The sequence below is a fragment of the Serinibacter arcticus genome, assembly GCF_004786095.1.
Classification (GTDB): Bacteria; Actinomycetota; Actinomycetes; order Actinomycetales; family Beutenbergiaceae; genus Litorihabitans; species Litorihabitans arcticus.
The window spans coordinates 937,105-961,385 of the sequence record NZ_RHPJ01000002.1; the positions used below are offsets into that span (position 1 = coordinate 937,105).

The following is a 24,281-nucleotide window of genomic DNA, read 5'->3' on the forward strand; positions in this document are numbered from 1 at the left end:
CCTCGACGAGGAGGAACTTGCGATGACACGTCACATCAGGACCGCCACCCTGGCGACCGCAGCAGCCCTGGCCATCACGCTGTCGGCGTGCGGCACGGGCGGCGGCGACGGCACCGGATCGGGCGAGGGTTCCGGCGCTGCGGACGCCGGCACGGTCACGTTCTGGGACCCCTACCCCCAGCACACGGAAGGATCCCCGTGGGACGAGCTCATCAAGAGCTGCGCGCCCGAGGGGACGACCGTCGAGCGCCAGGGGATCCCCACGGCCGACCTGCTCAACCAGCTCACGACCGCGGTCCGCGAGGGTGGCGCGCCGAGCGTCGTCGTCCTGGACAACCCGGTCGTGGCGGACGCGGTGGGCGCCCAGCTCGTCGCCGACGCCGAGCAGACGGGCCTGGACACGACAGGGTTCGACGAGAACCTGCTCGGCCCGGGCATCGTGGACGGCACCGCCTACGGCGTCCCGTTCGGCTCCAACGCGCTCGGCCTGTACTACAACGCCTCCCTGCTGGAGGAGAACGGCATCGACCCGGCGTCGATCACCGACTGGGACGCGCTGGACGCCGCGCTCGAGACCGTGACCGCCGGCGGCGCCCAGGGCATCACGTTCTCCGGGATCGCCGGTGAGGAGGGCGTGTTCCAGGCCCTGCCGTGGTTCTGGGGCTCGGGCGCCGACCTCGCCGACCTCGGGTCCGACGACGCCGTCGCCACGGGCCGGCTGATGTCGGACTGGATCGCGGCCGGGTACGCACCGCGCTCGGCTACGACCGACAACCAGTCGGCCGCGTGGGACCTGTTCCTCACGGGCGAGTACGCGTTCGCCGAGAACGGCTCCTGGTTCGCGCAGGCCGCCGCCGACGCCGACTTCGAGGTCGGCGTCATCCCGATCCCGAGCCGCGACGGCGGTGTCGCCCCCGTGCCGACCGGCGGCGAGTTCATGACCGTCCCGGTGCAGGAGGACGACGCCGAGGCGAGCTACGCGCGCTCGGCCGAGCTCATCGCCTGCCTCACCGAGGGCGAGAACCTGCTGAACACCAACGAGACGCTCGGCTACCTCGCGGCCAAGGCCGACGTCCGTGCCGAGCAGGTCGCGGCCAACCCGCTGTGGGAGCCGTGGGCACCGATCGTCGAGGGTGCCTCGGGGCGCACGACCGAGCTGGGCACCGACTACCCGGTCGTCTCGGCGCTGCTGAGCGAGGCGCTGCAGACCTCGCTGAACGCGGGCGGCGATGCCGACCAGATCCGTACGGCGTTCACCGACGCGGCCGACGCCGGCTGATCCACCTCGGACCACCCGTGACCCGGCGGTGCGGGCGCTGACCCAGCGCCCGCACCGCCCGCCACCATCCCGACGAGCGAGAGCGAGAGTGCCTCGATGACGAGCTCCACGCTGACCGCCCCGGTGCCGCAGGTCGCAGGCCGCGCCCGGGACGCCGAACCCGGCCGACGGCGCCGCCGTCGCCACGACAGGTGGATGGCCGTGGCGTTCGCCGCGCCGCTGCTGGCCTACCTGGTCCTGTTCTACGCCGTCCCGCTGATCCAGAACCTGAGCATGAGCGTGCACGGGTACGACCGGAACACGTTCGTCAACGGCGGCGCCCCGTTCGTGGGGCTGGACGTCTACCGCGACGTGATCGGACAGGACCGCTTCCTGCGCGTGCTGCGCCAGACGGCGATCTTCACGCTCGCCTCGATCGCGGTGCAGTACGTGGTGGGGCTGGCGCTCGCGGTCTTCTTCCAGCGCAGCTTCCGACTCTCGGCCGTGCTGCGGGGGCTCTTCCTGGTGCCGTGGCTGCTCCCCGTGATCGTCTCCGGAACCACCTGGCAGTGGATGATGAACGCCGACACCGGCGTCCTGAACGCCGCGCTCGGCCTCGTCGGTGTGGACCCGGTGTGGTGGTTGTCGGCCGACAACGCGCTGATGTCGGTGATCATCGCGAACGTCTGGCTGGGCATCCCCTTCAACCTGGTCATCCTGTACTCGGGGCTGCAGAACATCAGCCCCGACCTGTCCGAGGCGGCGGCGCTCGACGGCGCGAACGCCTGGCAGCGCTTCTGGCGAATCACCATGCCGCTCCTGCGACCCGTCAGCCTCATCACCCTGCTCCTCGGCCTGGTCTACACGCTGAAGGTCGTCGACATCATCTGGATCATGACGCTGGGGACGGGGACGTCCCAGACGCTGGCCACGTGGTCCTACGGGATGGCGTTCGGCAAGGGCACCTCGGCCGTCATCCAGTACTCCGAGGCCTCCGCCGTCGGCAGCATCCTGATCGTGATCGCGCTGGCGTTCGGCCTGCTCTACATCGCGGCGCAGCGCCGGCAGGAGGACTGACATGACCCGCACCTGGTGGAAGACCGGGATCGGCCTCGTGCTGATCGCGATCATGCTGTTTCCCATCTACTGGATGGTGAACGTCTCGCTCACGCGCCGGGACTCGATCCGCCGGGGCGACCTGGTTCCGCTCGACTTCACGCTCGAGCACTACGGGGTCGTCCTGAGCGAGCAGGGGTCCTTCCTGGCCACGAGCCTGCTGGTCGGGCTCGGCACGGTCGTGGTGACGCTCGCCGTCGCCGCGCCCGCCGGCTACGCCCTGGCCAAGCTGGCCCTGCCCGGCCGGCGCACGCTCAGCTTCCTGCTGATCGTCGCGCAGATGGTGCCGGCGGTCGTGATGGCGCTGGGGTTCTACTCGCTGTACTCCCGCTACGGCCTCCTCGACACGATCCCCGGGCTCATCGTCGCGGACTCCACGATCGCCGTGCCGTTCGCGGTGATGCTGCTGGCGGCCTTCATGACGGGCATCCCGAAGGAGCTGATCCAGGCGGCCGAGCTGGACGGCGCCTCCACCTGGCGCACCTTCCGGTCGGTGATCCTCCCGGTCTCGCGCAACTCCGCGGTCACCGTCGCGCTCTTCGCCTTCCTGTGGGCGTGGTCGGACTTCGTCTTCGCCTCCACGCTCAACCGTGGCGGCGGCGACCTGCGGCCCATCACCATGGGCATCTACAACTACATCGGCGCCCAGAACCAGGAGTACGGACCGATGATGGCCACCGCCGTCGTCGCCTCCGTGCCGACGGCGATCCTGCTCATCGTCGCGCAGCGGTACGTGGCGGCGGGGGTCACGGCCGGCGCCGTGAAGGACTGAAGGGCAAGGACTGACCATGAACCAGCACCACGAGAGGCAACGATGAGGGACTTCGAGGTCGACGACGACCGACTGACCTGGCGCGGCGACGGCGAGACGATCGTCGTGCAGGCGTGGGGCACGGACAGCCTGCGCGTGCGGAGCGTGCTCATGGGCGAGGTGATCGACACCGACTACGCCCTGCTGGCGCTCGCGGACCAGAGCGCCGCCGTCGAGGTGACGGGGGCGGTGGCCACCATCACCAACGGCCGCCTCACGGCGCGCCTGACGTCCCGCGCCTTCTACGACGAGCAGACACAGCACGACCGCTCAACGTGCGCGATCGAGTTCCTCGACGGGGCGGGCGAGGTGGTGCTGCGCGAGCTGGGTGTCGGCGGATCGCTCAAGCTGAAGGCGCGCGCGTTCCGCCCGATCGTCGGCGGTGACCACGCGCTGCGGGTGTCGTTCGAGGCGTCACCGGGGGAGAAGCTCTACGGCATGGGGCAGTACCAGCAGGAGATCCTCGACATCAAGGGGTCGACGTTCGAGCTGGCGCACCGCAACTCCCAGGCGTCGGTGCCCTTCGTCCACTCCAGCCTCGGGTACGGCTTCCTGTGGCACGACCCCGCCATCGGGCGGGCCACGTTCGCCACGAACCGCACGGAGTGGACGGCGGAGTCGACCAGGCAGCTCGACTACTGGGTCACGGTGGGGGACACCCCGACCGAGATCACGCGCCACTACACCGAGGCCACCGGCCGTGCGCCGATGATGCCCGAGCACGGCCTCGGCTTCTGGCAGTGCAAGCTGCGGTACTCCTCGCAGGAGGAGCTGCTCGCCGTGGCGCGCGAGCACAAGCGGCGCGGGCTGCCGATGGACGTGATCGTGGCCGACTTCTTCCACTGGCCGCAGATGGGCGACTTCCGGTTCGAGGAGGAGTTCTGGCCCGACCCCAAGGCGATGGTGACGGAGCTCGGTGAGCTCGGCATCGAGCTCATGGTCTCGGTCTGGCCGCAGATCGCGGTGGCGTCGGAGAACTACGCCGAGCTCCGCCGTCGCAACTTCCTGGTGAAGGCCGAGCGCGGCATGGACGTGCACATGTCCTTCGAGGGGCCGAGCGCGTTCTACGACGTGACCAACCCGGCCGCGCGCGAGCACCTGTGGACGCTCCTCAAGCGGAACTACGTCGACCACGGCATCACGCTGTTCTGGCTGGACGAGGCGGAGCCGGAGTACGGCGAGTACGACTTCGACAACTACCGCTACCACCTCGGCTCCAACGTGCAGATCGGCAACCTCTACCCGCAGCTGTTCGCCCGAGCGGTGTACGACGGGCAGGTCGCCGACGGCATCGCCGACCCCGTGAACCTGCTGCGGTGCGCGTGGGCGGGGTCGCAGCGCTACGGCGCGCTGGTCTGGTCGGGGGACATCCACTCGACGTTCACGGACCTCCGGCGTCAGGTGGTCGCGGGTCTGCACATGGGCATCGCCGGGATCCCGTGGTTCACCACCGACATCGGGGGCTTCCACGACGGCGACGCCCGTGACCCGGCCTTCCGGGAGCTGCTCGTGCGGTGGTTCCAGTTCGGCGTCTTCTGCCCGGTGATGCGGTTGCACGGCGACCGCCGCCCGTACTCGGACGTCACGGCGGCCGACGGTTCGCGCCGGCTCCGCTCGGGCGGGCCCAACGAGCTCTGGAGCTTCGGCGAGGAGACGTATGCGGTGCTGGCCGACCTGGTCCACCTGCGCGAGCGGCTGCGGCCGTACACCCGGGACCTCATGGAACGGGCTCACCTCGAGGGGACCCCTGTGATGCGGGCGATGTTCTACGAGTTCCCCGGTGACGAGCGCTGCTGGGACCTCGCCGACCAGTACATGTACGGGCCCGATCTGCTCGTGGCGCCCGTGATGCACGCCGGGGTGCGGGAGCGGTCGGTGTACCTGCCGGCCGGTACCGGCTGGATCGACGCCGCGAGTGGTGCGCGGCACGAGGGCGGCGTCGAGGTGCGGGTGGACGCCCCGCTCGAGGTCGTGCCCGTCTTCGTGCGCGAGGGCGCCGCGGTGCGGCTGCACGCGTGAGCCCTCGTCCTCGCTGAACGATCCGCTGCCCGATCCGCCTTCGGGTGGCGACGCCCCGGCCACCTCGGTCGGGGCGTCGTCGTGCCGTCGAGGTGGCGCTGCGGGTGGGCGCGCTCCCATCCGCAGGGTGCGAGAACCCGGGGATCGCAGGCCGCCGTCGCCCCCTTGTCAGATCGACGTGAGCGTCCTACCGTAGATGGTGAACCGGTTCACCGCCGGGCGACCCGAGGAGCCTCGGGTCGAGATCTCAATGACGAGAAAGCAGGTAGTCCCTGATGCCAGCACCCCAGCAGAGCCCCGCGCGCCACGTGCGCCGGGGTCCACTCGCGGTGGTGGCGGCGAGCGCGCTCGTCGCACCGCTGCTCATCCCCGTCGCGGCCGCGGCCGACGTCCCCGGCCCTGTCCTGCACTACGAGTTCGAGGCCGACCAGATCTCGGGCGACACGATCCAGGACCTCTCGCCCAGCAACCTCGACGGGCGCATCGTCAACGCCTCGGCGCTCGAGGACCGCGAGGGCCGCGAGCCCGGAACCGCGGCCCTCGGACTGACGGGCGGTGCGGCCGACGCGGCAGCCCCGTACGTCGAGATCCCCGGCGGCCTGTTCACCGACCTGTCCGAGGTCACCATCTCGACGTGGGTCGAGTGGGACGGCGGGCCGGACTTCCAGTGGGTCTACGGCCTCGGGAAGGACGCGAGCAGCGCCACGTTCCTCACGCCGTCGTTCCAGGGCCAGGCCACGGCGCGATCGTCGATCAAGCCGGTCAACGGTGGGGCCGAGGTCGGCGCGGCGAGCTCCGCCAAGCTCCCCACGGACACGTGGGTGAACGCGGTCACCGTCATCGACGGCGACGTGCTGAGCTTCTACGTCAACGGCGTGCTGGTGAACCAGCAGGCGGCGACGGCCGACGTCGCGAGCATCCTGAACGACCCGACGGGGCGCACCTCTGGCTTCCTCGGCCGCTCGTTCTGGTCGCACCCGTTCTTCGACGGCGCGATCGACGACGTCCGGGTCTACGACGCGGCGCTGACGGCCGACCAGGTCGTGGAGGTCTTCGGGGGAGAGGTTGCCGACCTCGAGTCCGTCGCTCCGTCCTCGTTCCAGGTGGCCACGACCACCGGGGTCGCCCCCGCGCTGCCTGCGACGGCCACGGGCACCTTCTCCGACGGCCTGACCCGTCCGGTACCGATCACGTGGCAGCCGGTCGACCCGGCCCGCTACCAGAACGCCGGGACGTTCACGGTCGAGGGCTCCGTGGAGGGGCTCGACACCGTGCTCACCGCGACCGTGACCGTGCGCACGGCGGGAGCGCTGACCATCGACGTCGGCGAGTCCACCGGCCCGTTCCACGGTGGCGCCTCGGGAACGCTCTACGGCCTCTACGACGAGGGTCTGCCCTCCAACAACCTCATCGACGCGATCAACCTCAAGACGGTCGCGACCAAGGCGCAGGACGGGCCGCAGCACCCCGGCGCGGACGCCCTCGAGATCGTCAAGGGCCTCGCGGACTCCTCCGACGGCGACGTGTACATCTACATGACGGACATCCACCGCGGCTTCCCGTACCAGTGGCCGGGGGACAGCCCGCAGGAGAAGCTGGACATCTACATGGACAAGCTCGCCGTCCAGGTGGACCAGGTGCTCGCGCTGCCGGAGGAGTACCAGGACAACGTCGTCTTCATGCCGTACAACGAGCCCGAGGGCAACATGTTCGGCGACGGCGAGTGGTCGTACAACCGCGTGAACTGGTTGAACGACCCGACCGACTTCTTCGCCGCCTGGGACAGGGCGTACGAGCTGATCAAGGGCAAGATGCCTGACGCCCGGATCGGCGGACCCAACACGAGCATCCTGTACGACCAGGTCCACGGCTTCTTCGAGCACGCCGTCGAGGCGGGCACCGTGCCCGACGTGACGGCGTGGCACGAGCTCAGCAACCCGGCCACGATCCGTTCGAGCGTGGACCGCTACCGCGGGTGGGAGCGCGAGATCTTCGTCGGCACGCCCTACGAGGGCACGGAGCTGCCGATCAACATCACCGAGTACGCGTTCAACTACCACACCTCGGTGCCCGGTCAGATGGTCCAGTGGATCTCGGCGCTGGAGGACTCCAAGGTGTACGGGGACATCGCCTACTGGAACATCGACGGCAACCTGAGCGACTCCGCCGTCCAGGCCAACCGCGCGAACGGCCAGTGGTGGCTGCTGAACGCCTACGCGCAGATGACCGGCGACACCGTGCAGGTCACCCCGCCGCAGCCGGACGTCTCCTACACGCTCCAGGGCGTGGCCACCCGCGACGACGCCAAGTCCCAGGTCCGCGCGCTGTTCGGCGGCGCCGGCGGCAACACGCTCGTGGACTTCCAGAACGTACCGGCCGACCTCTTCGGCGGGACGGCGCACGCCGTCGTCCAGGAGATCTCCTGGAGCGGTCAGATCGGCGACTCGGCCAACCCGCCCGTCGTCGCGGAGCTCGACGTCCCGGTGGTCGACGGCGCCGTCCAGCTCGGCTTCGGGTCGGCCGACCTGCCGACGCTCGACGCCGAGTCGGCCTACCTCGTGATCCTCACCCCCGGTGAGAACTCGTCGGCGACGTCGGTCGCCCCCACCCTGTTCGAGGGGTCCTACGAGGCGGAGTCCGCCGGCTTCAGCGGTTCGCCGCGCTTCGTGAACGGGCCGGAGGGGTCGCCGCAGGACGTCGGCAAGTTCTACACCTCCGGCGGCTACAACGTCGGCGGTCTGCGCACCGGGTCCAGCCTCGCGCTCGACTTCGAGGTCGACGTGCCGCAGGACGGCACCTACGACCTGAGCGTCTTCGCCAGCTCGCTCAACACCTTCGAGAGCGTCGCGGAGCAGGGTCCGACGAACGTCTTCCTCACGGTCGACGGCGGGCAGGAGCAGGAGATCTTCCTTCCCCTGGGCTACAAGTGGGTGGTCTGGGACCAGGCCCGCACCGCGGTCGACCTGACCGCGGGCGCCCACACGATCACGCTGTCCGCGCGGAGCGCGTCCGGTGACGGCGCCACGAAGGGCGACGCGCTGATCGACAAGATCGACCTGTCGCTGGCGAACCCGGACTTCACCGCGTCCTACGAGGCCGAAAACGCCCTCCTGGACGGGTCGAGCGCGACCTACGACGTCGCCGGACTGTCCGGTTCGGGCGGGGCGACGGTCGGCGTCGGCGAGTCCGTGACGTTCTGGGTCCACTCCGCCCGCGACGAGGCGGCCACCCTGCTGCTGGACCGCAGCGGCGGGGCGGTCGACGTGGCCGTCAACGGCCAGGCCGTGGGCTCGCAGGACGAGACCGTCGCGTTCCTCAGCGGTGGCATCAACAAGGTCGAGGTCACCGGCGCCGCCGGCGAGAGCGTGATCGACCGGCTCCGCGTCGTGCCCGACGCCGACCTGCTCGCCTCCACGACCTACCAGGCCGAGGACGCCGTGCTGGCCGGGACCGCCCAGGTCACCCCGCTCTCGCTCGCCGAGGGCGGCGAGGTCGTCACGAGGGTCGGTGGGGCGCCGGACAACGACAGCACGCTGACGTTCGACGCCGTCGAGGTCGAGGAGGCCGGGACCTACGCGGTCACGGTCCGCTACTCCAACGAGGAGCAGTCCCCGGCCACGCACTACAACCCCGACCCGCTGGGCCGCTACGCCTACGTGACCGTCAACGGCGGCGAGGAGCAGCGGGTCCTCTTCCCGCACTCCTTCCACGAGAACAACTTCTGGGAGCTCACGTTCCTGGCCGAGCTCGACGCCGGGACCAACGAGCTCGCCTTCGCCTCGCGCGAGAAGACGAACTTCGACGGCGTCACCTACGCCTCGCAGACGTGGCCCGGGATCCTGCTGCGCTCGCAGTGGGCCCCGAACATGGACTCGGTCCGCGTCACGCCGTTCACGGGTCCGGCGGGGGAGGAGCCCCAGCCCGAGGTTCCGTTCGTGGACGTGCCGGAGGGGTCGCTGTTCTTCGAGGAGATCGCGTGGCTTGCCTCGGCGGGGATCTCGACGGGGTGGGAGCTGCCGGACGGGTCGTTCGAGTTCCGTCCGGTGACGCCGATCGCGCGTGATGCGATGGCGGCCTTCCTGTACCGCGAGGCGGGGTCGCCGGACTTCACGGCGCCCACCACCTCGCCGTTCTCGGACGTGGACGTGAGCAACCAGTTCTACAAGGAGATCGCGTGGCTGGCGGAGGAGAAGATCTCCACCGGCTGGGTCCAGGCCGACGGGACCGCCCAGTTCCGTCCGCTGGAGCCGATCGCGCGTGACGCGATGGCGGCGTTCCTGCACCGCGCCGCGGGTTCCCCCGCGGTGGAGCTGCCGGCGGTGTCGCCGTTCGACGACGTGACTCCGGCGACACAGTTCTACGCGGAGATCTCCTGGATGTACGAGCAGGAGATCACCACGGGCTGGACGGGCAACGACGGGACGCGGATCTACCGTCCCCTCAGCCCGGTCAACCGGGACGCGATGGCGGCGTTCCTCTACCGGTTCCACCACAACCTCGGCTGACCCCGAGGAGCTCGACGGGCCACGTCCGGAGTCGCCGACGGCCCCCACGCTCACGAGCGTGGGGGCCGTCGGTCGGTCTGCGCAGCCCGGTCGTCGTCCGGGTCGGGTGCCGGCGACTCAGCCGCGCCGTTCCACGGTGAGGTAGCCGGGCTGCTTCGGCACCCGCAGGTCGCCGGAGGAGCGTCCGCGCAGGCGGCGGGTCGCCCAGGGGTAGGCGTGCTCGCGGAACCAGGCCGAGTCCGCGGCCAGGCGCTCGCGTGCGGGGGCCGGGTCCAGGGGAGCGAGCGGATCGTCCCAGGCGGCGTCGTCGGGCTCGAGCCCGAGACCGACGAGCGCGGCCTGCGCGACGCGTTCGTGGCCGTCGGCGAGCAGGTGGATGCGGTCGGCGCTCCACATGCGCCAGTCCCCGAGGGAGCGCATGCCCCAGACGTCGACGACGTGCGCGCCGTGACGCCGCGCGATGGACCAGACGAGGGAGTTGAAGATCCCCACGCGTGCCCGGGTCGAGGAGATGAGCACGGCGCCGCGGGAGTCGACGCCGGTCGCGAGCAGCACGTCGCTGCCCGCGCCGCGCAGCTCGACCACGGCCGCCTCGAGCCTGCCGGCGATCGCGTCGATGTCGACGGCCGGCCGCAGGATGTCGTTGCCGCCGGCGACGATCGAGACGAGGTCCGGCTTCATCTCCAGCGCCAGCGGCACCTGCTCGGTCACGACGGCGGGCAGCAGCTTCCCGCGCACGGCCAGGTTCGCGTACCGCAGGCCCTCGCCCTCGGGGCGACGGTCGGCCAGGTGGCCGGCCAGCAGGTCGGCCCAGCCGCGCAGCCGGAGCAGGCGCGACTCGGGGGCGTGCGGGTTCGCCGCGGCCCAGGCCGAGAGGTCGGGGCTGGGGAGGGCGTCGTCGTCGAGGACGTCCCACAACCCCTCGGAGAAGGAGTCGCCGAGGGCGACGTAGGAGGACCAGGGTGCAGCAGCCGTCATGCCTCTCATGGTGGCACCGCCCCGCTCCGCGAGGTACTTCTGGGCGTTCGCGAGGCCTTTTCGGGCGTCCGCGAGGCACTTTGGGGCGTTCGCGAGGTACTTTCCGTCGGCTCGGGCGCCCGAGAAGCACCTCGGAAACGCCCGAAACCACCTCGCCGATGCCCGAAAACACCTCGGGAACGCCCCAAAGGACCTCGCTGATCAGGCGGGGAGGCGCCAGTCGATCGGGTCGGCGCCCTGCTCCGACAGGAGCGTGTTGACCCGGCTGAACGGGCGCGAGCCGAAGAAGCCGTTCCGCGCCGAGAGCGGAGAGGGGTGGGCGCTCGCGACGACGGGGGTGTCGCCGAGCATCGGCGTCAGCGACTGCGCGTCACGCCCCCACAGCACCGCGACGAGCGGTCCGCCCCGCGCCACCAGGGCCTCGATCGCCGCCTGGGTCACGTCCTCCCAGCCCCGACGGCGGTGCGAACCCGCCGCTCCCGGTCCCACTGTGAGCACGCGGTTGAGCAGCAGGACGCCGTGGTCGGCCCACGCCGTCAGGTCGCCGTGCGAGGGTCGGGGGAGTCCGAGGTCGGACTCGAGCTCGGTGTAGATGTTCGCGAGCGAGCGCGGCACCGGTCGGACGTCGGGGGCGACCGAGAACGACAGCCCGACGGCGTGGCCCGGGGTCGGGTAGGGGTCCTGTCCGACGATCAGCACGCGGACGTCGGCCATCGGGCGTTCGAAGGCGCGCAGCACCTGCGCGCCGGCGGGGAGGTAGGAGCGGCCCTGCGCGACCTCCTCCCGCAGGAAGTCGCCGAGCCGGTGCACGGTGGGCTCGACGGGCGCCAGCGCCTCCGCCCAGTCGGGTGCCACGAGGTCGCTCAGCGGTCGGGTCGGCATCCGTCGATCCTCGCAGGATCCGGGCCGCGGAGCCCGGTCGAGCTCGTGGCCGGGCCGAATGACACCCGTGTACTTCCCGGTCTACAGTGGTGGAGACAGTCCCCAGCAGGTCGAGGAGTCTTCCCATGGCAGCAGCCGTCGCGCACGACGCCGTCGTCGCCCACGACGCCCCGGCCCTGACCGAGCGCGAGGCCGCCATCCTGGAGTTCGAGCGGGGCTGGTGGCGCCACGGCGGCGCCAAGGAGTCCGCGATCACCGAGCTCTTCGGGATGACCGCCACGCGCTACTACCAGACGCTCAACGTGCTGATCGACTCGCCCCTCGCCCTCGCCGCCGACCCGATGCTGGTCAAGCGTCTGCGTCGCATGCGGTCCGCCAGGCAGCAGGTGCGCCAGGCGCGCCGGTTCGCCGACGGCGCGCTCTGAGCGCCCCCGCCGGTTAGTCTCGCACCGTGGCTCAGGACGACTACGACTACCCCGAGGACGAGTTCGACGTCCTCGGCAACGACCGGACCCCGGCGGCGGTGCACCGCGCGCCACGCCCCTGGTGGCGCGTCTGGGGGCCGTTGATCGCCGTCGTCGTCCTCGCCCCGCTGATCGCCTACGGGCTGGTGCAGCTGGGCACGGGCGGCGACACCGACCCCGAGCCGGCCGCCACCTCGAGCGAGCAGCCCGCCGAGACCGAGGCGCCGCCGGAGGGCGAGGAGTCCACCGCCCCGACCGAGGGGGAGTCGACCCCCGCCCCGGAGGAGACCACGCCGGTCGAGCCCGAGGCGCCGCCGATCGACCAGGCCGTCGAGGTCCGCGTGCTCAACGGCGCCGGTGTCTCCGGGCTCGCCGGTCGCGTGGGTGACACGGTGTCGGCCGACGGCTGGACGACCGTGGTGCCAGGCAACTACACCTCGCCGCAGCCGCAGGACTCCACGATCTTCTACAACAACGCCGACCTCCTCGACGAGGCGCAGGCCCTGGGCGAGCTCCTCGGCATCGGTCCGATCGTCGAGCTGGCCGACGTGCCCGCGATCACCGTGGTGCTGCGCCCCGACTTCGAGGAGTAGCGGGCGCCCGCCGGGCTCCTCGGCAGGCGGCCCGACGCCGTCGGGCGGCGCTGTCCTGGACGGTGTGGCTCGGGTGGTCCTCAGGGCGATTACGGTTGTCCCATGCCTGCTCCGCGCAACGACGCTCCGGTCGACTACGCCCTCATCGGCGGCGGGATCATGAGCGCCACGCTCGCCCTCCTGCTGTCCGAGCTCGACCCGGACGCGACGATCCACGTCTACGAGCGACTCGGCGAGACGGCTCAGGAGAGCTCCGACCCCTGGCGCAACGCCGGCACCGGCCACGCCGCCCTGTGCGAGCTGAACTACACGCCGGAGCGGTCCGACGGCAGCATCGACATCACCAAGGCCATCGCGATCAACGAGCAGTTCAAGGCCTCGCGCGAGCTGTGGGACTTCCTCGCCGACCAGGGGTCGCTGCCCGCCGGCACCCCGTTCCTCTCGCCGGTGCCGCACATGAACCTCGTCATCGGTGAGGCGAACGTCGACTACCTGCGCCGTCGGCACGCCGCGCTGTCGGCCCACCCCAACTTCGCGGACATGCTGTTCACGGAGGACCGCTCGGTCATCGCCGACTGGGCCCCGCTCCTCATGGACGGTCGCGACGACGCCGAGCCCGTGGCCGCCACGCGCTCCGACGCCGGGACCGACGTCGACTTCGGCTCGCTCACGCGCAGCATGTTCGAGGCCGCGAAGAAGCGCGGCGTCGTGGTGCACACGAGCGTCGAGGTCTCCTCGGTCCGGCGCAGCGGCAAGGGCTGGAACCTCAAGGTCCGCGACAACCGGTGGAACCCGCTGGGGGAGCGCAGCACGGCCCGCGCGCGGTTCGTGTTCGTCGGCGCCGGCGGCGGTGCCCTGCGCCTGCTGCAGTCGACCGGCATCCCGGAGGTCCGAGGCTTCGCGGGCTTCCCGATCTCCGGTCAGTTCCTGCGGACGTTCGATCCGGAGCTGGTCGCGCGCCACCAGGCCAAGGTCTACGGCAAGGCCGACGGCGGAGCGCCCCCGATGTCCGTGCCGCACCTCGACACGCGCGTCGTGGACGGCCGCACCGCCCTGATGTTCGGGCCGTTCGCCGGGTTCAGCTTCAAGTTCCTGCGCTTCGGCTCGCCGCTCGACGCGCTCAAGACGATCCGTCCGGGCAACGTCCTGCCGCTGCTCGCCGTCGGGCGCGACAACCTCGACCTGGTGAAGTACCTCGTCACCGAGCTGGCGGCGACGCCGTCGGCCAAGCTGCGCGCGCTGCAGAAGTTCTTCCCCCGCGCCGAGCGCGGCGAGTGGACGATGATCACCGCCGGTCAGCGCGTGCAGATGATCAAGCCGGACCCGAAGCGCACCGGTTCGCTGCAGTTCGGCACCGAGGTCATCACGTCGGCCGACGGATCCGTGGCCGGGCTGCTCGGTGCGTCCCCCGGCGCCTCGACGGCCGCGTACGCGATGGCGCAGGTCGTCGAGCGCTGCTTCGGCGACGCGCACCCCGACTGGGTCGCGCGCCTGCGCGAGATCATGCCGAGCCTGGCGCGGGCCGACGCCGACCCGCACGACGCCAAGCCCTCCGGGCCGGTCTAGGCTCCCTCCCGAACGTCGGTCACGGCCTCGCGGCACCCGCTGCGGGGCAGTGACGCACGCCACCTCGGCAACGGCTCGATTCGTTAATCCGCCACTGGTGCAGAGTGTTTTCTTATGGTTAAGATTTCGCTAGTCCGCGGCCCTGGTCGGCTCTGGACGAGTCAAGTCCACGCCACCCAGGAGACGCGCCTTCGTGACGCCGCCACGCCCGCACCGCCGCCAGCGACTCGTCGCTCGGCGGAGCGTCCGGTCCGGCGTCCGCGCCGTCGCCGTGGCCGTCACCCTCGTGGTCGGTCTGTGGTCAGGGGCGACCGCCCCGACGCTCGCCGCGAGCGCCGCCCCGGTCCCGGACGCCACCTCGACGGCGGATGTGACGCCGTCGCCCGAGGGGTCGACCGACGCCTCCGTGGCGCCGGAGGCTCCGTCCGCGCAGCCCTCGGCGTCCGACGAGCCGGCGCCCGTCTCCGTACCGACCGCCGAGACGCCGGAGCCGCGTGCCCCCGACGAGCCGGCGCCCGTCTCCGTACCGACCGCCGAGACGCCGGAGCCGCGTGCCCCCGACGCCGCCGCCGTCGACCAGGCACCGGAGCAGCCCGGGACGCCAGAGGCGGCGCCCGAGGCCCCCGAGTCTGACGGCGACGGCCCCGACGCCGCCCTCGGGTCCATGGCTCGTGCCGACGTGAGCCTCCTCGCCGCCGGTGTTCCCGAGGCCCCCCGTCAGGTGTGGATCGAGACCTTCGAGCAGGGGCTGGCCAACGTCGCGACCGGACTCCCGACCTACGCGAGCGGCCGGTACACGGCATCGACCGGCTGGGTGAACGGGACCGGCTGCACCGGCGTGCTGGTCAACTACCTCGCCACCTACCCCAACGCCGCGTTCTGCCCCTCGCAGGGCACGGTCCTCACGCCGACGACGACCTCGGCGCGCGAGGTGCGTCGCCTGGCCGACGTGCTCGGCCAGGTGGCCGCCGGGGTGGTCGGCGGGACCGCCGCGAACTCTCCGGCCAACGGGTCGACCGCCAGCGGCACGCGGACCAACCATGCGCTCGTCTCCTACCCCTACGGCGCGGTCACCGGGGGCACCACGGTGCTCCAGTCCGTCAACACCCTGGGCGTGACCGCCCCGGACCGCCGGTTCTACCAGGTGCGGATGAACGCCGCCGGCGCGGTGTGCGGCACGAACAACGCCTCCCTCCAGCTCACCCTCGTCCAGGGCACCACGACCCTGCTGACCGGGTTCGCGGCCCCCGTCGTGCCGTGCGCCAGCACCGGGAACGTCTTCTACACCGCCCCGACGCTGTCCGCCTCGGGCGGGCTCCTCGACCCGGGCTGGTCGCCGTCGGCCCGCGCCGCGACCTTCAACGGCACGACGGCGACGGCCCTCACGCCGGCGCAGGTCGCCGCCGCCCGCGTGCAGCTCGTGAACACCGTGACGGGGGCCGGCAGCGCGTTCGGCGTCGACGACCTGCGGCTGCTCGACGTCACGCCCGCCCTGGACGTGGCCTTCACGTCGGGCGAGGCGACGGCGACCGTGCCGACCACCCTGACCTACACGGTCACGAACACGAGCGACCTGCTCGCCAAGACGGACTGGGCGTTCTCCGCGGCCCTCCCCACGGGTCTGACCGTCGCGCCGACGCCCGGCGTCGCCGGGACGTGCACGAACGTCGCGGGCACGGCCTACGCGGTCACCGCCGCAGCGGGTGCGTCCACGGTCGCGGTGGCCGGGGGAGACCTGGCCGCGGGTGCGACGTCCTGCACGATCACGGTCGCGGTCGTGGCGGCCGCCGCCGGCACCGTCAGCAGCGGGGCGGTGACCCCCTCGGGTCTGGTGGTGGCCTCCGACGACACCCTCGTCGTCGTCCCCGCCACGACGATCACGGTGCGCAAGAACCTGCCGACGCGTTCCGCGGCCGGCGACCAGTTCACGCTGTCGCTGCGCTCGGGAACCACGGTGCTCGCCTCGGCCACGACGTCGGGCACCGCCACCGGCCTGCAGGCCGCGGAGATCACCCGCGCCGTCGTGCAGCCCGGCGACGTCTACACGATCCACGAGGCGCAGACCGCCGGCGCCGGACTCGGCTACGCGCCCTCCTACGAGTGCACGCGGGCCGGGACGGTCATCGCGTCGGGCTCGGGCGGCTCGGGCTCGCTGACGGTGCCGGACGAGCAGGGCGCCGAGGTCGTGTGCACCTTCACGAACACGGTCCAGACCGCGCGGCTGTTCTGCGACGCCAACCACTTCTACTCCGTGACGCCCGCCGGTGCGCTGCAGCAGGGCGACATCGTCACGGGGACGGCCGCCACCGTCGGCACCTGGCCGAGCGTCACCTCGGCGAACGCGCTCGGTGTCGGCGCCGGGGGGTCGGTGGCGTACGCGCTCGACCGGACCACCGCCGCCAACGGCGTGGTGTCGATCCTCAAGTGGTCCACGACGGGCGGCTTCCAGAAGATCCCGGACTCCGCGTACACGCTGAGCGCCGGCGGCACGGTGATCACCGGCAGCATCGTCGCCGGCGCGGTCGACACGGTCAGCGGGCGCTTCCTGTTCGGCACGTTCGTCAACTCGCAGTACTACCTGTGGAGCTTCACCGAGAGCAACCCGGTCGCGACCCGGTTCGCCTTCGTGGGCTCCTTCCCCACCGGGGCGACGCCGAACGGCAACGGCGACATGGCCTTCGACGCCCAGGGCAACCTCTACGTCGTCGGCGCCGCAACGGTCAACGGCGCGAGCAGCGCCACGATCTACACGGTCACCGCCGCGACGCTCGCGTCGGCGTCGGGCGGCACGCTCACCGTCGGCTCGTCCTCGACGCGCGCCCTGCTCGGCACCGACGCCGCCTTCGCCAACCTCAACGGCATCGCGTTCTCGCCCCGCGGCACGGTCTACCTCGCCAACGCGGGCAGCGCGTACGAGTTCGACGCCACGACGTGGACCCGCGTGCCGGGCACCCCGCGCGTGCCCGTCGACTCGGTCGACCTGGGCGGGTGCTCCTCGCCGTCGACGATCACGGTGCAGAAGAACGTCGTCGGCCGTCTCGCGACGACCGACCAGTTCACGCTCACCGCGTCCACCGGCACGCCGCCCACGGCGTTCGCGACGGCGACCACGACCGGTGCCGCGACCGGCCGCCAGGCCGCCCAGATCGGTCCGCTCCCCGCGCCCACCGGCACCACGGTCACGGTCACGGAGGCGATGGCGGCGGGGTCGACGTCGGCCATCGGCGCCTACACGAGCCTGGTCGAGTGCTGGTCGGACGGGGTGCGGCTCAGCACGGGCACGGGTGCCAGCGGTAGCGTCGTGATGCCGAATCGGCTGAGCGCCAACGTCACGTGCACCTTCTTCAACTCGCCGCGTCCGGCCTCCACCGTCCGCATCACCAAGACGGTCCGCGAGTTCTCCGGCCTCGAGCGCCCCGGCGTCGGCTTCAGCGTGGGGACGACGGCGACGGCGACCACCGGCACGGCCACGGCCCTGCCGAGCGAGGCGCCCCGCCAGCCGACCGACGCCGCGGGGCAGGCGAGCTGGAGCGTCCTGTTCGGCTCGACGGCGTCGCGCGCGACGATCGTCGTCTCCGAGGTGCAGCAGGAGGGCTTCGCGTTCGTCAGCGGGTCGTGCACCGTCAACGGCGCACCCCGTGCGGTGACGTTCACGCAGGTCGGGACGCTGATCAGCGCCAGCATCACCGGCATCGCGGCGGCGACGGCGATCGAGTGCACGTTCGTCAACGCGCCCACGGCCTCCCTGACCCTGGTGAAGTCCGTGTCCTTCGGCTCGGCGCTGACGACCGACTGGACCCTGAGCGCGACCGGCCCCGCCGCGGCGCTGCCCGGTCCGGCGGGTCGCTCGGGTGCGGCGGGGACGTCGAACGTGCCCGTCACCCCCGGCGTCCCCTACCGCCTGGCGGAGTCGGGCGGCACCCTCACCTACGTCCAGACCGGAGGGTGGGTCTGCCGCACGGCCGCGGGCGCCACGCTCGAGGTCTCGGCAGCGGGCGACGTCGTGCCGACGTCGGGCTCACCGGTCACGTGCACGGTGACGAACGCGACGGCGACGATCACGCTGCTGAACCAGGTCCAGGACCCGCGCGCGGGGTTCCAGGCGCCCGACTGGCGGGTCACGGCGACCCCCGGGGCGCTCGCGGGCGGGGTCCTGCCGACCGAGACCCGGCTGGGTGCCGAGTACGTCGCGACCGGGAACCCGGGCAGCACCTTCGAGGTGCGGCCGGGTCACGGGTACACGCTGACCCAGGCAGCCACCGATCCCAGGCGACCCCTCGCCTACCAGGAGCTTCGTCTCGAGCGACTCGTCGGGTCCACGTGGACCACGGTGACGTCCCGGACGATCACGGCCCCCGCGGCCGGGCAGACGGCGGTCTACCGCTTCGTCAACGCCCCCGTGGGTCCCACCACTCTGCCGCTCACCGGCGGCACGGGTGCCGACACGTTCTCCATCGCGGGGGGAGCGGTGCTGATCGTGGCACTCCTCCTGTCGGTGTGGCACGGACGTCGGCGAAGGCGAGGCGCCTTCCGGTGATGCGTCACGCGCTCGGCCACCACCACGTCCCTGCTCCCAGCCCTTCCACCCCCTCGCCATCGTCTCGACGGCACCCTTCCCACTCCCAGGAGAACCCCATGTCCCGTAGCCTCCTCCGGCGGCTGACCGCCGCCGCCGGCCTGCTGGCCCTGTCCGCGACGGCGGCCTTCGCCGCCGTGGCACCGGCGCAGGCCGTCACCCTGCCCGGCAACATCGACTCGACGATCGACCGCACGCTGACGATCCACAAGTTCGCCCTCGGCCCGGGCAACGGTCAGCAGATCGGCACCGGCGCGGAGGTTCCCGTGTCCGGAGTGCCGCTGTCCGGCGCGACGTTCACCGCCGCTCTCGTGCAGGGCGTCGACCTCACCACCCCTGCCGGCTGGACCCAGGTCTCCGCCCTCACGCCGGCCGCCGCGGCCTCTCGCGTCACCGTCGCCGACACCTACACCGCCACGACCGGCGCCAACGGCGTCGCGACGTTCAACGGCGGCGACACCATGCCGATCGGTCTCTACCTCGTGACGGAGACCGTGCTCCCCGCGGAGGCGACCAACCCGGCCGCGCCGTTCCTCGTCACGCTGCCCTTCCCGACGGGCCCGGGCGGTGCGCCGTCGAACCAGTGGATCTACGACGTGCACGTCTACCCCAAGAACGCCGTCACCGCGCTGACGAAGACGCGCGTCCCGGCTCCGGCCAACTCGGTGGAGGCCCGCAACCCCGACCTCGTCCGCTGGGAGATCGAGCTCGACGTGCCGATCCTGGCCGCCGGCGAGGCGCTGGAGAACTTCACGCTCACCGACACGCTGCCGGTCGAGCTCGAGTACCTCGCGACCGGTCCCACCGGGGTCGCGCCGACCGGTGTCACGGTGGAGAACGCCGCGGGTGCCTTCACGCCGTTCGTCGCCGGCACGGACTACACCATCACCTACGACGCGACGACGCGTGCCGCCACCCTGGACTTCACCCCCGCCGGCCTCACCCGCCTGACGGGCTTCCAGGACGGTGACGTCACCTTCTCCGTGCTGACCCGCGCCGTGAGCATCCCCGCCAACGGCATCATCACGAACACGGCGACGGGTGCCGTGAACGACGCGACCCAGTCGGTCACCGGCAGCACGCCGATCGGTCAGCTCACGGTCTTCGCCTTCCAGGGCGAGAACGGCGTGCGCACCCCGCTCGCGGGCGCCGAGTACCAGGTCTTCCTCAACCAGAACGACGCGACCCTGGGCCAGAACCCGATCGTCATCAACGGCGTCTCGAGCTGGACGACCGGTGCGACCGGCTTCGTCGCCATCCCGATCATCACGCCGGGCAACTACTACGTGCGTGAGGTCACCCCGCCCGCCGGGTTCCAGCTGCCGACGCCGAGCCAGATCCAGACGCAGGTCGTCGCCGGTCCGAGCTCGACCACGGCTCCCGTCCAGAACTACGTCGAGTTCGAGCACGACCAGGTCCCGGCCTTCGCGCTCCCGCTCACGGGTAGCGACGGCGGTCTGTGGTTCACGCTCGCCGGTGTGGCGCTCCTGACGACCGGTCTCGGCGTCGGCATCGTCGCGTCGCGTCGCCGCTCGGTGCGGGCGAAGGCCTCCACCGTCGCGCCCGCCGCCGCGTAGCGTAGGGCCGTGACAGCGAGGGCGGGGCGCCGCACGGGCGCCCCGCCCTCGCGCGTTCCCACGGAGACGACAGGGCAGCCGCGCCACGGCGCACGGCGCGATCGGCGACGGCGCGGGCAGCGCCCGCGGTGGCGGCTGCCGGTCGTCCCGACGATCGTCGCGCTGCTCGTCACGGCGGGCGCGGCGCTCCTGCTCTACCCCACGACGGCGGCCTGGTTCAGCGCCGTTGAGCAGGCCAGGGAGATCGACCGGCTGACGCAGGACGTCAGCGACCTCGGCGCCGAGACGCTGCGCGAGCGGCTGGCGCAGGCCCGCGAGTACAACGCCGGCCTCAGCGGGGGCGGGGTCGACGTCGCCGCGAACGAGCGGCTGCCCATCGCCCAGGATCCGGACGTCGACGGCGGGAACGACTACCTCTCGATGCTGCGCGGCGACGCCGAGGGCCTGATGGCCCGCATCCGGATCCCGTCGATCGACGCCGACCTGCCGATCTACCACGGCACGAGCGAGGCGACCCTCGAGCGCGGCATCGGCCACCTCGAGGGCACGGCGCTGCCCGTCGGCGGGGCCTCGACGCACGCCGTCGTCACGGGCCACCGCGGTCTGGCGACCTCCGAGCTGTTCTCGAAGCTCGACCGGGTGGTGGTGGGCGACACCTTCTCGGTCGAGGTCTTCGGTGAGGTCCTCACCTACCGCGTGATCGAGACGCTCGTGGTCGAGCCCGAGGACACCGAGAGCCTGCTCATCCAGCCGGGCCAGGACCTCATGACGCTCGTGACCTGCACGCCGCTCGGCATCAACACCCACCGCATCCTGGTCACGGGGGAGCGCGTCATCCCGACGCCGCTGGCCGACCTCGACGCCGCGGGCGAGGGTGGTGCCGGTCCTGGGTTCCCGTGGTGGGCCGTGATGGGGGGCGGGGTGCTGACCCTCGCGGGCGGCTACGTCCGGATCGCCGGGCGGCCGCGGCGCGACCGCGTTCCCGTCCCCGCCCCGGCGACGGACGCGACGCTCAGTCCAGCTCCGCCAGCGTGAGCAGCACCAGCGACGTCGACCAGATCAGCGGCGCCACCTGCGCGCTGCCGCCGTCGGGCCCGACCTTCTCCGGTATCGAACCCGTGAGCGTGGTGTGCGACGCGAGCCAGTCCAGCCGGTCGTGGGCCTGCGCGTCGTCGCCGAGCGAGGCTGCCGCGAGCGCGTACAGCGCCGTCTGCGGCGTCCAGGAGTAGTCGGACTCGCCCCACTCCTGCCCGGGCGCGAGCCCACCCGCGGGCCGTGCCATCCCGCGCGCGCTCAACCGCCAGGCGGCCTCGGCCCCGGGCAGCGCCGCGTCCTGGAACGGCGGGAGCGCCATCGCGAGCGCCGCGTCCTGGTGGCGGCCGCCGGCCTCGCGCGGCCAGGTCGGGCCGAACACGTGCACGACGGCGTCGCGCACCTCGCCGAGGCGCGTCCGGGCAGCGGCGCCCTCGGCCGCCCGGCCTGCACCCTCGTGCAGGGTCGCCAGCGCGTCGAGCCCGGTCAGCACCGGCATCGCCGTCCCGAGCGTGAGGCGCGTCTCGGGCAGCTCCCAGTAGTCGCTGGACGGCGGGGGCAGCCGGTCCGGCGCGCTGGTCGCCGTCATCAGGAGATCTCCGGCGACGGCGGTCACGTCCGCGAGCCGCCGTCGTACGTCCTCGACCTCCGTCGGCGGGGCCGCGGCCGTGACCTCCGCCGTCGCCCACAGCAGCCAGCCGGCGCCGTCGAGCTGGGGTGCGCGCCCGTCCCCGGCGACGCTGCCGTCGGGGCGGTAGCGCGCGTGGTAGCCCTGCGGGGTCACCTCCACGCCGTCGAAGAAGGACAGGACGGCGACGGCGTCGTCGGCGTGACCCGTCCGGGCCAGCGCGACCGCGGCGAACGCGGCGTCGCGCGGCCAGATGTACCGCCAGGCCCCGGTGGGGGCGGCCTGCGGGGCCTGCACCTCGCCGTCGGGGGAGTGCGTGGCGGTGTGGAGGTCGAGCAGGGCGGTCCGCGCGAGCGGGGCGTGCGGGCCGTCGGCGCCCGGGACGGTGCCGGCCGCGACCCACGCGCGCTGGCGCTCCGCGGCCTCGAGCGCGGCGCGACGCTCGGCCGGAGCCGCGTCGGCACCGGGGTCGAGCACGTGGGACCCGGGCAGGAGGTCGGGCGAGGTGCCGGTCGGCACGGCGACGGCGAACCCGACGGCGCTGCCGGAGTCCTCGTCCAGCACCCAGGAGTGGACCAGACCCTCGCTCGCGAGGGCCACCGGCGGGCGCAGCGACGGGGCGATGCTCGCGCCGGCCGTCAGTGCGAGCGCGACGATCCCGAGCACCGCGGGGATCCGACCGCCGTGACGCATCGGGCCATGGTGCCAGAGGACGCGGGATCGGTCGGGCAGGGGCGGGCGAGGACCGGGACCAACGACTCACGGTCGGTGTCGGCGCCCGCCCCTACTGTGGAGGGATGAGCCGTGATGTGGTCGACGTCGTCGTGGTCGGTACCGGTCCGAACGGGCTGGCGGCCGCCGTCACCATGGCCAGGGCAGGCCTGTCCGTCCGCGTCTACGAGGGGCAGTCGACCATCGGCGGCGGCGCCCGCACGCAGGACCTCGGGCTGGCCGAGGGACTCGTGCACGACATCTGCTCCGCGGTGCACCCGATGGCGCTCGCGAGCCCCTTCCTGCGCGCGATGGACCTCGCCGCCCGCGGCGTCGAGCTGCGCGTGCCCGAGGTCTCCTACGCCCAGCCGCTCGACGGCGGCCGCGCCGGCCTCGCGTGGCACGACCTCGAGCTCACGGCCGAGGGCCTGGGCGACGACGGGCCGGCCTGGCGCTCGCTGATGGCGCCGCTGGTCCGCGACCCCGACGCCGTCGTCGCCCTCGCGATGGGCGACAAGCGATCGGTGCCGCGCGAGCTGCTGACGCCGTCGGGTGTGCGCGCGACCCTCGGGTTCGCCCTCGGGCTGCTGGAGCAGGGCACGCGGGCGTGGAACGGCCGGTTCTCCGGCGAGGTCGCCCCGGCGCTCCTGACCGGTGTCGCCGCGCACGGCATCGCGCCCCTGCCGGGCCTCGCGCCCGCCGGGACGGCGCTGCTGCTCGGCTCGCTCGCGCACGCGGGCGGCTGGCCCGTGCCGACCGGCGGGACGCAGGCGATCACCGACGCGCTGGTGGCGGACCTGCGCGCGCACGGCGGCGACATCCGGACTGCATCGCCGATCGAGCACTACGGGCAGCTGCCGCGCGCCCGCGCCTACGTCATGGACACCTCGGCGCGCGCCGTCGCTCAGATCTGGGGCGACCGGCTGCCCACGCGCGCCCGTAGCGGGCTCGAGGACTTCCGCTACGGCGACGGCGCGGCCAAGGTCGACTTCGTCATCAGCGAGCCCGTGCCGTGGGCCGCCGACGGCGTCGAGCGCGCCGGGACCGTGCACGTCGGAGGGTCGCGCGAGCAGATGGTCGAGGCCGAGCACGAGATCTCCCACGGCCGGCACGCGGAGCGTCCGATGGTGCTGCTCAGCGACCCGAGCGTGGCTGACCCGAGCCGCGTCGTGCGCGGGCTGCGACCGCTGTGGACGTACGCGCACGTGCCCTCGGGGTCCGACGTCGACCCGACCGAGGCCATCACCGCGCAGATCGAGCGGTTCGCGCCGGGCTTCCGCGACGTCGTCGTGTCCTCGCGCGCCGTGCCGGCGAGCCAGATGTCGGGCCACAACTCCAACTACGTCGGCGGCGACATCGCCGCCGGTGCCATCTCGATGTACCGGATGGTCGCGCGGCCCCGCCTGAGCTGGAACCCCTACGACGTCGGGATCCCCGGCGTCGCGATCGCCTCGGCCTCCACGCCGCCCGGACCGGGCGTGCACGGGATGTCAGGGTGGTTCGCCGCCAGGCGTCTGCTGCGCTCACGGTTCGGTCTGCCGGCGCCCTCGCTCGCGCCCTGACGG

15 protein-coding genes are annotated in these 24,281 nt (G+C 72.5%); 12 read left to right on the forward strand and 3 right to left on the reverse strand.

The features are described 5' to 3' along the window. Positions 1-22 precede the first annotated feature (22 nt). From SERN_RS08850 to SERN_RS08870, 5 genes are all read left to right on the forward strand, one after another. A complete protein-coding gene (locus SERN_RS08850) occupies positions 23-1,279 on the forward strand; it encodes a sugar ABC transporter substrate-binding protein (protein WP_135849709.1) in 1,257 nt (418 codons plus the stop codon). A 96-nt stretch (positions 1,280-1,375) separates the two neighbouring features. Continuing rightward, positions 1,376-2,335 carry a carbohydrate ABC transporter permease gene (locus tag SERN_RS08855; RefSeq protein ID WP_135849710.1) on the forward strand — a complete coding sequence of 320 codons (960 nt, stop codon included), beginning with the start codon at positions 1,376-1,378 and terminating at the stop codon, positions 2,333-2,335. A 1-nt stretch (position 2,336) separates the two neighbouring features. Continuing rightward, positions 2,337-3,146: a carbohydrate ABC transporter permease gene (locus SERN_RS08860; protein ID WP_135849711.1), complete on the forward strand. Its 810-nt coding sequence runs from the start codon at positions 2,337-2,339 to the stop codon at positions 3,144-3,146. Between the two features lie 42 nt (positions 3,147-3,188). Continuing rightward, positions 3,189-5,204: a TIM-barrel domain-containing protein gene (locus SERN_RS08865; RefSeq protein WP_135849712.1), complete on the forward strand. Its 2,016-nt coding sequence runs from the start codon at positions 3,189-3,191 to the stop codon at positions 5,202-5,204. Between the two features lie 275 nt (positions 5,205-5,479). After that, positions 5,480-9,709: a LamG-like jellyroll fold domain-containing protein gene (locus SERN_RS08870; RefSeq protein ID WP_199241552.1), complete on the forward strand. Its 4,230-nt coding sequence runs from the start codon at positions 5,480-5,482 to the stop codon at positions 9,707-9,709. Between the two features lie 117 nt (positions 9,710-9,826). Here the strand turns inward: SERN_RS08870 and SERN_RS08875 are convergent, their stop codons facing one another. Together SERN_RS08875 and SERN_RS08880 are read right to left on the reverse strand one after the other, a co-directional pair. Beyond that, entirely contained in the window at positions 9,827-10,687 is an 861-nt protein-coding gene (locus SERN_RS08875; protein ID WP_199241553.1) for an SGNH/GDSL hydrolase family protein, read from the reverse strand. Positions 10,688-10,888: 201 nt separating this feature from the next. Beyond that, entirely contained in the window at positions 10,889-11,569 is a 681-nt protein-coding gene (locus SERN_RS08880; RefSeq protein WP_135849714.1) for a uracil-DNA glycosylase, read from the reverse strand. 125 nt (positions 11,570-11,694) lie between these two features. On the opposite strand from SERN_RS08880, the gene SERN_RS08885 reads away from it, so the two are divergent. From SERN_RS08885 to SERN_RS08910, 6 genes are all read left to right on the forward strand, one after another. Continuing rightward, the gene (locus SERN_RS08885) at positions 11,695-11,994 is read left to right on the forward strand and encodes a DUF3263 domain-containing protein (protein WP_135849715.1); all 300 of its coding nucleotides are present in this window, start codon (positions 11,695-11,697) and stop codon (positions 11,992-11,994) included. Between the two features lie 26 nt (positions 11,995-12,020). Continuing rightward, positions 12,021-12,626: a LytR C-terminal domain-containing protein gene (locus SERN_RS08890; protein ID WP_135849716.1), complete on the forward strand. Its 606-nt coding sequence runs from the start codon at positions 12,021-12,023 to the stop codon at positions 12,624-12,626. Positions 12,627-12,728: 102 nt separating this feature from the next. After that, a complete protein-coding gene (gene mqo / locus SERN_RS08895; RefSeq protein ID WP_135849717.1) occupies positions 12,729-14,192 on the forward strand; it encodes a malate dehydrogenase (quinone) in 1,464 nt (487 codons plus the stop codon). Between the two features lie 193 nt (positions 14,193-14,385). Beyond that, positions 14,386-18,729 carry a DUF7933 domain-containing protein gene (locus tag SERN_RS08900; RefSeq protein ID WP_135849718.1) on the forward strand — a complete coding sequence of 1,448 codons (4,344 nt, stop codon included), beginning with the start codon at positions 14,386-14,388 and terminating at the stop codon, positions 18,727-18,729. Positions 18,730-18,827: 98 nt separating this feature from the next. Further along, the gene (locus SERN_RS08905; RefSeq protein WP_135849719.1) at positions 18,828-20,345 is read left to right on the forward strand and encodes a SpaH/EbpB family LPXTG-anchored major pilin; all 1,518 of its coding nucleotides are present in this window, start codon (positions 18,828-18,830) and stop codon (positions 20,343-20,345) included. A gap of 9 nt (positions 20,346-20,354) precedes the next feature. Further along, a complete protein-coding gene (locus SERN_RS08910; protein WP_233251565.1) occupies positions 20,355-21,380 on the forward strand; it encodes a class C sortase in 1,026 nt (341 codons plus the stop codon). Here SERN_RS08910 and SERN_RS15320 read toward each other — a convergent pair. Beyond that, positions 21,358-22,698 (reverse strand): glycoside hydrolase family 15, encoded by a 1,341-nt coding sequence (locus SERN_RS15320; RefSeq protein WP_158292619.1) that lies wholly within the window; start codon positions 22,696-22,698, stop codon positions 21,358-21,360. The genes SERN_RS08910 and SERN_RS15320 overlap by 23 nt on opposite strands. 104 nt (positions 22,699-22,802) lie before the next feature. Here SERN_RS15320 and SERN_RS08920 point away from each other — a divergent pair, with 104 nt between their 5' ends. Then, positions 22,803-24,278, forward strand: a complete 1,476-nt coding sequence (locus tag SERN_RS08920; protein ID WP_135849852.1) for a phytoene desaturase family protein — start codon at positions 22,803-22,805, stop codon at positions 24,276-24,278. Positions 24,279-24,281 lie beyond the last annotated feature (3 nt).